Origin of the sequence: Phenylobacterium sp., from assembly GCF_030698145.1 — a bacterium.
Classification (GTDB): Bacteria; Pseudomonadota; Alphaproteobacteria; order Caulobacterales; family Caulobacteraceae; genus Phenylobacterium.
The window spans coordinates 23866-36778 of the sequence record NZ_JAUYNW010000064.1 but is presented as its reverse complement, the minus strand read 5'-3'; the positions used below and the strand labels follow the sequence as shown (position 1 = coordinate 36778).

At 68.2% G+C, this 12913-nt stretch carries 16 protein-coding genes; 9 read left to right on the top strand and 7 right to left on the bottom strand.

Features of this window, described 5'->3' with window-relative positions; translation table 11 throughout:
- From Q8Q77_RS09555 to Q8Q77_RS09545, 3 genes are all read right to left on the bottom strand, one after another.
- Nucleotides 1-897, bottom strand: an 897-nt coding sequence (locus Q8Q77_RS09555; RefSeq protein ID WP_305583346.1) for a dihydroorotase, incomplete at its 3' end; no start/stop codon positions are given.
- The gene (locus Q8Q77_RS09550) at nucleotides 894-1484 is read right to left on the bottom strand and encodes a TIGR00730 family Rossman fold protein (RefSeq protein WP_305583345.1); all 591 of its coding nucleotides are present in this window, start codon (nucleotides 1482-1484) and stop codon (nucleotides 894-896) included. The genes Q8Q77_RS09550 and Q8Q77_RS09555, both read right to left, overlap by 4 nt.
- The gene (locus tag Q8Q77_RS09545) at nucleotides 1484-2461 is read right to left on the bottom strand and encodes an aspartate carbamoyltransferase catalytic subunit (protein WP_305583344.1); all 978 of its coding nucleotides are present in this window, start codon (nucleotides 2459-2461) and stop codon (nucleotides 1484-1486) included. Before Q8Q77_RS09545 ends, Q8Q77_RS09550 begins: the two co-directional genes overlap by 1 nt.
- Before the next feature lie 184 nt (nucleotides 2462-2645).
- Here Q8Q77_RS09545 and Q8Q77_RS09540 point away from each other — a divergent pair, with 184 nt between their 5' ends.
- Together Q8Q77_RS09540 and Q8Q77_RS09535 are read left to right on the top strand one after the other, a co-directional pair.
- On the top strand, nucleotides 2646-3083 hold the full coding sequence (locus tag Q8Q77_RS09540; protein ID WP_305583343.1) for a DUF2141 domain-containing protein: 438 nt from the start codon (nucleotides 2646-2648) through the stop codon (nucleotides 3081-3083).
- Nucleotides 3084-3108: 25 nt separating this feature from the next.
- Nucleotides 3109-4566 carry a carotenoid oxygenase family protein gene (locus Q8Q77_RS09535; RefSeq protein WP_305583342.1) on the top strand — a complete coding sequence of 486 codons (1458 nt, stop codon included), beginning with the start codon at nucleotides 3109-3111 and terminating at the stop codon, nucleotides 4564-4566.
- On the opposite strand, the gene ruvX is transcribed toward Q8Q77_RS09535, so the two are convergent.
- Nucleotides 4563-5039: a Holliday junction resolvase RuvX gene (gene ruvX / locus Q8Q77_RS09530; RefSeq protein WP_305583341.1), complete on the bottom strand. Its 477-nt coding sequence runs from the start codon at nucleotides 5037-5039 to the stop codon at nucleotides 4563-4565. The two genes, Q8Q77_RS09535 and ruvX, sit on opposite strands and share 4 nt — an antisense overlap.
- 112 nt (nucleotides 5040-5151) lie before the next feature.
- On the opposite strand from ruvX, the gene Q8Q77_RS09525 reads away from it, so the two are divergent.
- From Q8Q77_RS09525 to gatA, 5 genes are all read left to right on the top strand, one after another.
- The gene (locus tag Q8Q77_RS09525; RefSeq protein WP_305583340.1) at nucleotides 5152-5565 is read left to right on the top strand and encodes a helix-turn-helix domain-containing protein; all 414 of its coding nucleotides are present in this window, start codon (nucleotides 5152-5154) and stop codon (nucleotides 5563-5565) included.
- On the top strand, nucleotides 5562-6416 hold the full coding sequence (locus Q8Q77_RS09520; protein WP_305583339.1) for an alpha/beta fold hydrolase: 855 nt from the start codon (nucleotides 5562-5564) through the stop codon (nucleotides 6414-6416). Before Q8Q77_RS09525 ends, Q8Q77_RS09520 begins: the two co-directional genes overlap by 4 nt.
- On the top strand, nucleotides 6413-6781 hold the full coding sequence (locus Q8Q77_RS09515; RefSeq protein ID WP_305583338.1) for a DUF4180 domain-containing protein: 369 nt from the start codon (nucleotides 6413-6415) through the stop codon (nucleotides 6779-6781). The genes Q8Q77_RS09520 and Q8Q77_RS09515 overlap by 4 nt, the downstream gene beginning before the upstream one ends.
- 69 nt (nucleotides 6782-6850) lie before the next feature.
- Nucleotides 6851-7138 (top strand): Asp-tRNA(Asn)/Glu-tRNA(Gln) amidotransferase subunit GatC, encoded by a 288-nt coding sequence (gene gatC, locus Q8Q77_RS09510; RefSeq protein WP_305583337.1) that lies wholly within the window; start codon nucleotides 6851-6853, stop codon nucleotides 7136-7138.
- Entirely contained in the window at nucleotides 7139-8611 is a 1473-nt protein-coding gene (gene gatA, locus Q8Q77_RS09505) for an Asp-tRNA(Asn)/Glu-tRNA(Gln) amidotransferase subunit GatA (RefSeq protein ID WP_305583336.1), read from the top strand.
- Nucleotides 8612-8665: 54 nt separating this feature from the next.
- Here the strand turns inward: gatA and Q8Q77_RS09500 are convergent, their stop codons facing one another.
- The 3 genes from Q8Q77_RS09500 to Q8Q77_RS09490 all read right to left on the bottom strand — a co-directional run bounded on the left by Q8Q77_RS09500 (nucleotide 8666) and on the right by Q8Q77_RS09490 (nucleotide 10425).
- Nucleotides 8666-8995, bottom strand: coding sequence for a hypothetical protein (locus Q8Q77_RS09500; protein WP_305583335.1), 330 nt, complete (start codon nucleotides 8993-8995; stop codon nucleotides 8666-8668).
- A gap of 21 nt (nucleotides 8996-9016) precedes the next feature.
- A complete protein-coding gene (locus Q8Q77_RS09495) occupies nucleotides 9017-9934 on the bottom strand; it encodes a slipin family protein (RefSeq protein ID WP_305583334.1) in 918 nt (305 codons plus the stop codon).
- A 176-nt stretch (nucleotides 9935-10110) separates the two neighbouring features.
- Nucleotides 10111-10425: a hypothetical protein gene (locus Q8Q77_RS09490; protein ID WP_305583333.1), complete on the bottom strand. Its 315-nt coding sequence runs from the start codon at nucleotides 10423-10425 to the stop codon at nucleotides 10111-10113.
- Nucleotides 10426-10545: 120 nt separating this feature from the next.
- On the opposite strand from Q8Q77_RS09490, the gene gatB reads away from it, so the two are divergent.
- Together gatB and Q8Q77_RS09480 are read left to right on the top strand one after the other, a co-directional pair.
- Nucleotides 10546-12039 (top strand): Asp-tRNA(Asn)/Glu-tRNA(Gln) amidotransferase subunit GatB, encoded by a 1494-nt coding sequence (gene gatB, locus Q8Q77_RS09485; RefSeq protein WP_305583332.1) that lies wholly within the window; start codon nucleotides 10546-10548, stop codon nucleotides 12037-12039.
- 61 nt (nucleotides 12040-12100) lie between these two features.
- Entirely contained in the window at nucleotides 12101-12874 is a 774-nt protein-coding gene (locus Q8Q77_RS09480; RefSeq protein ID WP_305583331.1) for a GNAT family N-acetyltransferase, read from the top strand.
- Nucleotides 12875-12913: the final 39 nt, after the last annotated feature.

The following is a 12913-nucleotide window of genomic DNA, read 5'->3' as shown; positions in this document are numbered from 1 at the left end:
GATGGTCGCCTGGCGGTCGTCCTCGCCGCGCACCGGCGGGTCGAACTTCAGGAAGGTGCGGTAGTCGCCGATGTCGATCTCGTTGAACGACAGGTGGTTGATCGAGGTGGTGGCGGTGACCGGCAGGCCCTTGGCCTTGCCGCGCGCCAGGCTCTCCAGGGCGCAGGCGGTGGTCACCTGGTCGACCAGCAGGCGCGCGCCGGTGAGCTCGACCAGGGCGAGGTCCCGCTCCAGCATGATCTTCTCGGCGATGGGCGGCACGCTCGCCAGGCCCATGCGGCCGGCGAACTCGCCCTCGGTGGCCGCCGCGCCGTGGGCCAGCCACGGGTCGGACGGGCGATGGGCGACCAGCACGCCGAAGCTCTTGGCGTAGGACAGCACCCGGCGCAGCACCTTGGAGTCAACGATGGGCCGGTCGGCGTCGGTGACATAGACGCAGCCCGCCTCGGCCATCAGCCCGATCTCGGCCATCCGCTCGCCGCGGCACCCCTTGGTGGCGGCGCCGGCGGGGTAGACGTGCACCAGCTCGATGTCGCGGGTGCGGCGCAGGATGAAGTCGACCACCGAGGCCTCGTCGATCACCGGGTCGGTGTCGGGCTGCAGCACGATGGAGGTGACCCCGCCGGCCGCGGCCGCCAGGCCCGCGGACTTCAGCGTCTCCTTGGTCTCGGCGCCGGGTTCGCCGGTCTTGACCCTCAGGTCGACCAGGCCCGGGGCCAGCATGGCGCCGCGGGCGTCGATCACCTCGATGTCGGTCGACAGGGATCCCAGGTCGCCGCCCTGGGCGACGTCGGCGATCTTGCCGTCCTGGCCGACCAGCAGGGCGCCGGGGCCGTCCCAGCCGCTGGCCGGGTCCACGAGACGGGCGTTCACGAAGGCGGTCGGTCGTTGGGTCATAGCTCCGGCCGTCCGATCCATTTCTCGACCACGGGCGGCACATAGGCGTCCATGGCGTCCAGCATCTGGCCGGCGTCCTCGCGGAAGATCATCATGTCGCGGTGGGGCGCCTTGAGAAACGCCTCGCCCACGGCGTGGTCCACGAAGTTGCGCAGGGCGTTGTAGTAGCCGAGCGCGTTGAGGAAGCCCGAGGGCTTGGCGTGGAAGCCGAGCTGGCCCCAGGTCCAGATCTCGAAGATTTCCTCCAGGGTGCCGACGCCGCCGGGCAGGGCGATGAAGCCGTCCGACAGCTCCGCCATCCGCGCCTTGCGCTCGTGCATGGAGGCGACGATCTCCAGGCGCGACAGGCCGTTGTGGGCGATCTCCTTGTCGGCCAGGGCGGCGGGCAGGATCCCGATCACCTCGCCGCCGGCGTCCAGCGCCGCGTCGGCGATGGCGCCCATCAGCCCGACCTTGGCCCCGCCATAGACCAGGCGCTGGCCGCGGTTGGCGATGGCGCGGCCCAGGGCCTCGGCCGCGGCGCGATAGGCCGGATCGCCGCCGGGGCTCGACCCGCAGAAGACGCAGACGGACGCCAGCTGGCCCATCAGTCGTTGTCCAGGCGCGCGGCCAGCGAGGCCAGGATCGCCATGCGCGCGGCCACGCCCATCTCCACCTGGTCCTGGATCAGCGAGACGGCCAGGTCGTCGGCGACGTCGGAATCGATCTCCACGCCCCGATTCATCGGGCCGGGATGCATGACCCGCACGCCGGGCGAGGCGTGGGCCAGCTTCTCGCGGTCCAGGCCGTAGAAGCGGAAGTACTCGCGCTGGGACGGCGCCATGACTCCGTCCATCCGCTCCAGCTGCAGGCGCAGCATCATGACCACGTCGCAGTCGGCGATGCCTTCGCGCATGTCGTGATGCACCGCCGCGCCCCAGCGCTCGGCCTGGGCCGGCATGAGGGTCGGCGGACCCACCAGCCGGACCTCGGCGCCCATCATCTGGAGCAGGCCGACATTGGAGCGGGCGACACGCGAGTGCAGGACGTCGCCGCAGATCGCGACCCGCAAGCCCGCGATGCGGCCGAAGGCGCGGCGCATGGAGAGCGCGTCCAGCAGGGCCTGGGTCGGGTGCTCGTGCTGGCCGTCCCCGGCGTTGATCACCGAGCAGGTGACCTTCTGCGACAGCAGCGAAGCCGCCCCGGACGAGGCGTGGCGCACCACCAGCAGGTCGGGTTGCATGGCGTTCAGCGTCACGGCCGTGTCGATCAGGGTCTCGCCCTTGGAGATCGACGAGGAGCGCGGGCTCATATTGACGACGTCGGCGCCCAGCCGCTTGCCGGCCAGTTCGAACGAGCTCTGGGTCCGCGTCGAGTTCTCGAAGAACAGGTTCATGAGAGTCCGACCCTTGAGCAGGTCGAGCTTCTTTGAGGTCTGGCGGTTGAGGGCGACGAAGCTGTCGGCGAGATCCAGCAGCCCCGCGACTTCCACGGGGTTGAGATCCACCACCGACAGGAAATGCCGCTTCGGGAAGGGGAAGGTCCGACCAAGGACCTCGTTCAGACCAGTTGGGGCGGCGTTCATTAAAGGGGCGTCTTAGGCGGCTTTCCCGGGCAAGCCAAGGCGTCATCCGAAACTCAGCCGTTGGCGAAGCGCGAACGGCGGGCGCGTCCGTCCACGAAGCCCGCGCGGCGCCTGGCGCAAGACCGGATGCGGGCCGCGCCGCCGCCGCCTAGGTCTGGCTCATCGCAATTCCACAGGACCATCCATGAACCCCTCCCAACTGACCCTGGCCGCCTTCGCCACCGTCGCTATCGCCGCCGCCAGCCCCCATCCGGCCGCCGCCCAAAGCGCACTCACCGTCGCCTTCGAGGGGATCAAGACCCAGAAGGGCGCGATCATGGTCGCGCTCTATGATACCGAGGCCGCCTTCGATGGCGGCAAGCCCGTCAGCGTCGCCATGATCCCGGCCACCGCGGCTCGGGTGGAGACCAAGATCGCGGGCCTCGCGCCCGGCCGCTACGCCGTCAAGGCGTTCCATGACGTCGACGGCGACGGGAAGATGGGGACCAACCCCTTCGGCATGCCGACCGAGCCTTTCGCGTTCTCCAACAACGCCGTGGGGATGATGGGACCGGCCAAGTGGCCCGCCGCGGCCTTCATGCTCGACGCCGCATCGGCCGCCCACACCATGACCATCGACTGACCCCAGGCGCTCCGAGGACAATCCCATGAACCGCCGTTCCTTCCTGACCGCCGCCGCCGGCCTGGGCGCGCTCGCCTTCACGCCCGAGACCCTGCTGGCCGCCACCGCCAACTCCGGCGACTGGACCCTGGGCGTCGCCGACGTCGAGGCCGACATCGCCCCACAGGCCTTGCGCCTGGTCCACGGCCGCGCGCCGGCCGGGCTCTCCGGCGTGCTCTATCGCAACGGCCCGGCCAAGTTCCGCCGGCCGGGCGGCTCGGTGACCCACTGGTTCGACGGCGACGGCCTGATGCGCCGGTTCCAGGTCGGCGAGGGCAGGGCCACGCTGGCCGCGCGCTTCGTCGACACCCCCAAGCGGCGGGCCGACACGGCGGCCGACGCGGTGGTGACCCCCGGTTTCGGGACGATCGGCCGGCCCGACGCCCAGGTCAGCGGACCCGACGACGTCAACGCCGCCAATATCTCGGTGATGATGGCCGGCAAGGACCTTTGGGCGCTCTGGGAAGCCGGTTCCCCGGTCGCCATGGACCCCGACACCCTGGAGACCCGGGGCTTCCACACCTTCCGGCCGGACCTGAAGGGCATGCCGTTCCTGGCCCATCCGCGCTTCGAGCCCGACGGGCGGGTCTGGAACCTCGGTGTCGCGGGCAAGCGCGCCGTGGTCTGGCGGCTGGCCGCCGACGGATCGCTGGAGGACGTGACACCCATCGCCCTACCGCGCGCCAGCTACCTGCACGACTTCACCGCCACCGAACGCCACCTGATCCTGGTCCTGCAGCCCTGGATGCAAGAGCGCCTCGTGGCGCCGGTCTCGGCGGGCTACGCATGGCGGCCGGAGCAGGGGACACAGGTCCTGGTCCTGGACAAGGCCGACCTCTCGAAGCGCCGCGTCTTCGAGCTTCCGGGCTTCTCGTTCTTCCACATGGGCGACGCCTGGGAGGACAAGGAGGGGACGATCCGCTTCGACATCTGCACCACGCCCAATCCCGAGTTCGCCATCCAGGGCGCGGTGGACATGATGCAGGGCCGTGCGCCCCAGGGCGGCCAGACAACCGACCTCAGTCTCGTCACCCTGCGCGCCGACGGCAAGGCATGGATGACGGCGTCCGGCCTGTCGGTGGAGTTTCCCAAGACCGACCCACGGTTCGCCGGCCGGACCCGTTCCTTCAGCGCCTGCCTGGGTGGCTCGCCCGTTCACCCGCTCTTCCAGGGTGTCGCCGTCTGCGACTGGAAACGCGGCAAGACCGAACGCTACGACCTGGGTCCGCGCCAGATCATGGAGGAGGTGGTGTTCACGCCGCGTCCCGGCGGCAGCGCAGAGTTCGACGGCTGGCTGGTCGGCACCAGCATCAATCTCGACGCCAAGGCCACAGAGTTACACGTTTTCGACGCCCGAAGGGTGGCCGAGGGACCGATCTGCACCTGGCGCGCCGAGGTGGCGCTGCCGGCCACGCTGCACGGCGCCTTTATCCGCAAGACCTAGGTCTTGAGGTTCATCAGGCGCTCCAGTGCGCCCTGGAGGATCCAGCCCGCCGCCATCTTGTCCACCACCTCGGCGCGGCGGGCGCGGTTGATGTCGGCCTCGTCGATCAGGAAGCGGTTGACGGCCATGGTCGACATCCGCTCGTCCCAGAAGGCGATGATCAGATGGGCGCGCAGCCGCAGCAGATTGCGGGCGAAGGCGCGGTTGGACTGGCAGCGGACGCCCTCGGTCCCGTCCATGTTGACCGGCAAGCCGACGACGATCCCGGCCACCTCGCGGCCGTCAATCACCTTGAACAGCGCCTTGGCGTCGTCGGTGAACTTGGTCTTGCGGATCAGGGTCAGTGGGCTAGCCACCGTGCGCGTGGGGTCGGACACCGCTACCCCGATGGTCTTCTCGCCCAGGTCCAGACCGACCAGGGCGCCGTAGCGCGGCAGGAGGGCGGGGAGTTCAGTGAGATCGACGACGGCCATGGATTTCCATAGCCGGGCCGGAGGGACGCGCGAAGCGACGAAAACGCATGTATTGACCGACGTATAGGGTATGATAGGGAAGTTTGCGTAATGCTTCCTCAGGAATCGCGCCATGTCGCAAGAGCTGTATTCCGTCGAACAGGTCGCCGAGCGGCTGGGCCTCCATGTGCGGACCGTCCGCGGCTACATCCGGGAGGGCCGGCTCAGCGCCGTGCGCATCGGCAAGCAATACCGGATCGCCCGCGCCGACCTGGAGGCCTTCACCGGCCAGCCGGCGCCGGCTGGCCGGCATGTGGAGGTCTCCAGCATCGTGGAGATCGACGGCGTCGACCTGGACGCCGCCATCCGCATGACCAACGCCTTGATGGGCACGATGAACACCCGCGGCGCCGGCGAACCGCCGATGCGGGCCGAGACCATCCACGACCGCGAACGCCGGCGGTTGAAGATCATCCTGGTGGGCGGCCTCGACGTCACCCGCGACCTGCTGAAGCTGATCGGCTTCTGGGCGGAGGCCTACCGATGAGCGAGATCTACAAGTCGCAGGCCGCGAAAGAGACCGTGGAAGCCGGCTATCGCGCGATCCTGGACGCCTGGCCGGTCGCCAAGGAGGAACTGCGGATCGCGACATCCCAGGGCGAGACCTTCGTGGTCGCCTGCGGGCCCAAGGACGCCCCGCCGCTCCTGGCCTTCCACGGGGCCCAGGCCAACGCGGCGACCTGGATGTTCGACAGCGCCCTCTGGTCGCAGAGCTTCCGCGTCTATTCGGTGGACGTACCGGGCGACGCCGGGTTCAGCGCGCCGGTGCGCCCGCCGCTGGGTTCGGAGGCCTATGTCACGTGGCTGGATGAGGTGATGGCGGCGCTCGGAGTCGACCGGGCCCGGCTGGTCGGCGTCTCCCTGGGCGGCTGGCTGGCCCTGGACTATGCGACGCGCCGGCCGGAACGGATCGAGCGGCTGGCGGTGCTGTGCCCGGCGGGGGTGGGCGCCCAGAAGAACCTGCTGCTCAAGGCGCTGCCCCTGTTGTTCCTGGGCAAGTGGGGCCAGAAGAAGCTGCACCAGATGGTGTTCGGTTCGTCGTTCGGCGACGTGCCGCCGGCGGCGCAGGGCTTCGTAGCCTTCATGACCCTGGTCGCGACCAGCACGCGCCCGCGTCCGCTCAAGATCCCGGCCTTCTGCGACGCCGCCCTGGCTCGCCTGACCATGCCGGTCCTGGCGATCGTCGGCGGCAAGGACGTTCTGCTGGACTCCGAAGGCACCCGACGGCGACTGGCGGCGCACGTTCCACGCGCCGAGGTCCGCTACCTGCCGGAGGGGCGTCACGTCCTGCCGGGCCAGGCCGAGGCGATCTACGATTTCCTGCGAGGGGCGTCGTGAGCGGCGTCTTGCAGGAAATGCGCGGCGTCCAGGTGCTGGTCTTCGGGCTCGATGGCCCGCCGATGCGCAGCGACCGCGACGCTGTGGACCTGATCGGCGACGCGCTGGGCGCCGGTGTCGGCTGGGTGGCGCTCCCGGCCGAGCGGCTGGGCGAGGACTTCTTCGTGCTCTCCACGCGCATCGCCGGCGAGGTGATCCAGAAGTTCGTCAACTATGGGATCGGGCTCGCCGTGGTGGGAGACATCTCGCGCCACGTGGCCAGGAGCACGCCCCTGCGCGACTTCGTCTACGAGTCCAACCGCGGCCGCCATGTCTGGTTCGTGGCCGGCCTGGACGAACTGGAAGGCCGTCTCGCCGCGGCTTGAGGCGAGGGATCACTTGTCAAAGGCGGGCGCGCACGGCTAGGGCAGGCCTCAGAGATTGAGGAGGGCCCCATGGCCATCGACGCCGCGACCGTCCGTAAGGTCGCGAGGCTCGCGCGGATCGCCGAGCCCGAGGAAAAGCTGGAGGCTCTGGCCAACGAGCTGAACGGCATCATGACGTGGATCGAACAGCTCGCCGAGGTGGACACCGACGGTGTCGAGCCCATGACCTCGGCCGTCCACATGCCCGCGCCGATGCGCGAGGACGTGGTCACCGAGGGCGGCGATCCGGCCAAGGTGCTGTCTAACGCGCCCAAGACCATCAATGGCTTCTTCGTCGTGCCGAAGGTGGTGGAATAGATGACCGCGCTCACCTCGCTGACCCTGAAGGCCGCCCTCGACGGCCTCGCCGACAAGTCGTTCTCCTCCGAGGAGCTGACCGCCGCCCATGTGAGCGCCGTGGAAGCCGCCCGCTCGCTCAACGCTTATGTCCTGGAGACGCCCGAGAAGGCCCTCGAGATGGCCAAGGCCTCCGACGCCCGTCGGGCGAAGGGGCAGGCCGGCGCCCTGGACGGCGCACCGCTTGGGATCAAGGACCTGTTCTGCACCGAGGGCGTCCGCTCGACGGCCGGGTCGAACATCCTGGGCAACTTCGTGCCGACCTACGAGTCCACCGTCACCGCCAACTTGTGGCGCGACGGGGCGGTGATGCTGGGCAAGCTGAACATGGACGAGTTCGCCATGGGCTCGTCCAATGAGACCTCGGCCTTCGGTCCGGTGGTCAATCCGTGGCGTTCGGAAGGCGGCAACGCCAAGCTGACGCCCGGCGGCTCCTCGGGCGGCTCGGCCGCGGCGGTGGCGGCCGAACTCTGCCTGGGCGCGACGGCTACCGACACCGGCGGCTCGATCCGCCAGCCGGCCTCGTTCACCGGCACGGTGGGCATCAAGCCGACCTATGGCCGCTGCTCGCGTTGGGGCGTGGTGGCCTTCGCCTCGTCGCTGGACCAGGCGGGACCGATCGCCAAGACCGTCGAGGACGCGGCGATCCTATTGAAGTCCATGGCCGGCCACGACGTGAAGGACTCCACCAGCCTGGACGTCGAGGTTCCGGACTTCGCCAGCTTCGTCGGCAAGTCGGTGAAGGGGCTGCGGATCGGCATCCCGAAGGAATACCGCGTCGACGGCATGCCCGCCGAGATCGAGAAACTGTGGGAGCAGGGGATCGCCTGGTTGAAGGAGGCCGGCTGCGAGATCGTCGAGGTCTCCCTGCCGCACACGAAATACGCCCTGCCGGCCTATTACATCGTGGCCCCGGCCGAAGCCTCGTCGAACCTCGCCCGCTATGACGGGATGCGATTCGGGCTGCGGAAGGACGGCGCCAACCTCACCGAGACCTATGAGAACACTCGCGCCGCGGGCTTTGGGGCCGAGGTCAAGCGCCGCATCCTGATCGGCACCTATGTGCTGTCGGCCGGCTATTACGACGCCTACTACCTCAAGGCCCTGAAGGTCCGCCGCCGCATCGCCGACGACTTCGATCAGGCCTTTCAGAAGGTCGACGCCCTGCTGACCCCGACCGCGCCCTCGGCCGCCTTCGGGCTGGGCGAGAACGCCGACGATCCGGTGGCCATGTACCTGAACGACATCTTCACGGTGACGGTGAACCTGGCCGGCCTGCCCGGCATGAGCATCCCGGCCGGGCTGGACGCCAAGGGTCTGCCGCTCGGCCTGCAGCTGATCGGCAAGGCGCTGGACGAGGGGACGCTGTTCTCCCTGGGCGGAGCCATCGAAAAGGCCGCCGACTTCCGCGCCCGGCCCGCCAAGTGGTGGTGAGGCCGTCGAGGGGCTCCCTCCCGTGACGAGGAGGAGCCTCGCGGCGCGCCGTCGCTACGCGGCCGCCAGCGACCCTACGCGAGGCGGCGTCGCGGCCTCGTAGACGAACGGCCCGGTCATCTCCCTGAAGCTGAACAGGCGGAAGGCCCGCGCGCCGTCGAAATCCAACACCCGCAGGTCGTCGGTCTCCGAAAGGCCGCGGGCGACGATATCGAAGTGCATGCCGTAGCGCGCCTTGGCCAGGGATAACGGGACACTATAGGCGAGGAACTTGTCGACGCCCTTGGCGGCGAGCTTCTCCAGCAGAGCGGAGTCCTCGATCGAGGCATGCGAGGTGAGGATCACTAGCGGACCGCTGCCCGCGAACAGAATGAACACGTTCATGGTTTGCTCCTTCGGTAGGGGTCAGGCGGCCGGCCGCACGACGGCAGATTTGGGTTCGCGGGCCTTTGCGAGTTGCAGGGCGAGCGCCGTGGTTCCCGCCAGACCGCCCAAATTCATGGTCTCCACCGCCGTCGACGGCACGACGACAATGGTCGAGTTCTGCTTGAGGCCCTCGTAGAGCATGTTCATGGCCCGCAGGTGGAAGGCCGTGGGATCGTCGGCGTAGGTGCTCGCCGCTTCCTTGAACTTCTCGGCGACCTGGCGTTCGGAGTCGCCCAGGATGATCCGCGCCTGGCGCTCGCGCTCGGCCTGGGCCTGCATCGACATGGCGTCTTCCAGGGATGCGGGGATGAGCACGTCCTTCAGTTCGACCGAGATGACGTTGACGCCCCAGGGCTGGCTGCGTTCGTCGATGATCCGGCCCAGCTCCCGGCTGATCTTTTCGCGGCCCTCCAGCATGTCGGCCAGCATGGTCTTGCCGATTACGTCGCGCAGGGCGGTCTGCGAGGCCCAGGAGATGGCGTTGCCATAGTCCTCGACGTCCAGCGCGGCCTTCTGCGGATCGACCACCTTCCAGAACAGCACCGCGTCCACATCCACCGGAACGGTGTCCTTGGTGAGGGTCTTCTCGGCCTTGAACGACGAAGTGATCACGCGGATGTCGATCCAGTAGGCGATGGCGTCGACGATGGGGATGATCAAGAACAGTCCTGGTCCCTTCAGGCCCTGGAAACGTCCCAGACGTAGAACCACCGCCCGCTCCCACTGGCTGGCGATCTTGGTCGCGGTTCCCACCAGCACGGCGCCTAGCAGGAAGAGGCCCTCGACCCAGATGGCCGCCGTCACGCCCGAGCCGGCATAGGCCAGATAGGCGGCTCCCGCGCCCAGGGCGGAGGTGAGGAAGAACAAGGTTGCTGGAACGCCGCTGGCCTGTCGCATGGGACCTGCCTTCTACTCGCGAGGCGCGGACGCCCCGGCGTCCGTTGCGTCGGGACCGGCCTTGCGGGTTAAACGTCCTGGCCCGGTCCAAGGTTGCCGCGTCGTGGTCGGGAAGAGGGCGACAAAAAACCCCCGCCGAGCGGCCGGGGGTTTTCGTAGTTCGACGGCGATCCGTCCTACTTCGTTTTGTCGAAATCGGCCTGCACGGCGGTCAGCATCTCGTCGGTGATCGCGCCCTGCGACAGCGGCTGCAGCTGCTTCAAGGTCATTTCCTTGAACTGATCATAGGCCGGGTGGCTGGCCAGCTGCGGGATGTGCTTGTCGACCACGGCCTTGGTGGCCGGATTGGCGACCAGGTCCATGACCGGGGTCTTTTCCACCGAGGCGGCGGCGGGGGTCGCGGCGGCGTCCTGCGCCAGGGCGGGAGCGGCGGCGAGCGCGCCGAACGAGAGCGAGAAGCCGACGAGGCTCGCGGTGAGCATCTTGTTCATGGGTGTTTCCTAGTCCCCGAGTAGTCTTGAGGGGCGGATTTCGCCTGTCTTCCGGCCCTTGCGCAAGGGATATCGCGCACGCCGCTTCCGCTTCCACGCGACCGGCGCTAGTAAGCCCCCATGAGCGATACGTCCAAGTTGATCGAGGGCCGCACCGGCCCGTGGGAAGTGGTTCTGGGCCTGGAGATCCACGCCCAGGTGGCCTCGCACGCCAAGCTGTTCTCCGGCGCGGCCGTGGGCTTCGGCGCGGGGCCCAACCAGCAGGTCAGCCTAGTGGACGCGGCGATGCCCGGCATGCTGCCAGTCATCAACCGCCACTGCGTCGAGCAGGCGGTGAAGACGGGGCTGGGTCTCCAGGCCCAGATCAACCTGAAGAGCCATTTCGACCGGAAGAACTATTTCTATCCGGACCTGCCGCAGGGCTATCAGATCAGCCAGTACAAGCACCCGATCGTGGGCGAGGGCGTGGTCATCGTCGAGCACGACGACGGTTCGACTTTCAATGTCCGGATCGAGCGGCTGCACCTGGAGCAGGACGCCGCCAAGTTGCTGCACGACCAGGACCCGAACTCGACCTATGTGGACCTGAACCGGGCCGGCACCGCGCTGATGGAGATCGTGTCGATGCCCGACATGCGCTCGTCGGCCGAAGCCGCGGCCTATGTGAAGAAGGTCCGCACGATCCTGGTCTATCTGGGCACCTGCGACGGCGACATGGAAAAGGGCAACCTGCGCGCCGACGTCAATGTCTCGGTTTGCCGTCCCGGCGACTACGAGAAGTTCCGCGAGACCGGCAGCTTCAGCCACCTGGGCACCCGCTGCGAGATCAAGAACGTCAACTCCTACCGCTTCATCCAGCAGGCCATCGAGTATGAGGCCCGCCGCCAGATCGAGATTCTGGAGGACGGCGGCAAGATCGACCAGGAGACCCGCCTGTTCGATCCGGTGAAGGGTGAGACCCGCTCCATGCGCTCGAAGGAAGAGGCGCACGACTATCGCTACTTCCCCGATCCGGACCTGCTGCCGCTGGACCTGGACCCCGCCTGGGTGAAGCGGATCGAGGAAAGTCTGCCCGAGTTGCCGGACGCCAAGAAGGCGCGCCTGCAGACGCAGTACGGCCTGAGCGCCTATGACGCCGGCGTGCTGATCATCGAGCAGGCGCGGGCCGACTTCTTCGAGGAAGCCGCCAAGGGCCGCGACGCCAAGCTGACCGCCAACTGGGTGACCAACGAACTGGCCGCCCGGCTGACCGCCGCCAACCTGGAGATCGGCGACAGCCCGCTGAAGCCCGACGCCATCGCCGAGCTGGTGGCGCTGATCGAGGAGGAGGTCATCTCCTCCAAGATCGCCAAGGACGTTTTCGAGCGCATGTGGGCCGGCGAAGGCCGCCCGCGCGAGATCGTCGAGAAGCAGGGCCTGCAGCAGGTCTCCGACACCGGGGCGCTGGAGAAGATCATCGAGGACCTGATCGCCGCCAATCCGGGCCAGGCCTCCTCGGTGAAGGAAAAGCCCCAGGCCATCGGCTGGTTCGTCGGCCAGGTCATGAAGGCCACCGGCGGCAAGGCCAATCCAGGGACCGTGAACCAACTGCTGAAGGCGAAGCTGGGGGTCTGATTCCTTCTCCGCTTACGGGAGAAGGCGCCTCGCGGAGCAGGGTCGGATGAGGGGCGAGGCCATGGATGAGACCGAAGAGCTGATCCAGCTTTGTGTGCGCGCGCTCGCATCGCAGATGATCGCGACGCCCGGGGCCGAAGTGCAGATGACCCGGAGCTGTATTCTCGGTCTGACCGACGAGCCCCTGGCCGACCACAATAGGCTGACTCTAGGCGCCGATCCCGACGCCGAGGGCTTCCTCATTCGATCGGTGGCGCGGGCGAAGGAACGAGGTCGGCCGCTTACGGCCGTTGTGAGCCCCCATGTGGCGCAGAGCCTTGCGCCGGTCGCGACGCGGCTAGGTTTCACCGCCGTCGGAACCGCGCCGCTCATGGTGCTTCGACCGGACGTTCCCGTTCAACCGAGCCGCCCCACGGACATCGTCCGCGCGCTCGGCCCGGAGCTGGTCGGCGTCGCAGGCGATCTGATCGCCGCCGCTTTCAATGAGCCCCGAGATGTCATCGCCAGGTGCATCGAAGTTAGTATGACCGAGACCTCTGGCGTGGAGACCTACATCGCCTGGGGCGACGAAGGACCCATGTGCACCGTCTCCGTGATCCCAACGGGCGACACGGCGGGGATCACGCTCATGGCCACGCCACCTGAGCAGCAACGCAAGGGCATGGGCCGCGCTCTGCTCAGCCAGGTGATCGGCGATTATCGGCGCCGTGGCGTGGAGCGCTTCCACCTGGGCGCGACCGAAGCAGGCCGGCCGCTCTACGCAAGCCTCGGCTTCGAGCTGGTCGCCGACCTCCCCGTATGGATTTTGGAATGGCCAGCGTCAGCGCAGGACTAGAGCGTTCTGGCGAAGCGATGTCCGACGTTCGTTAAGGCC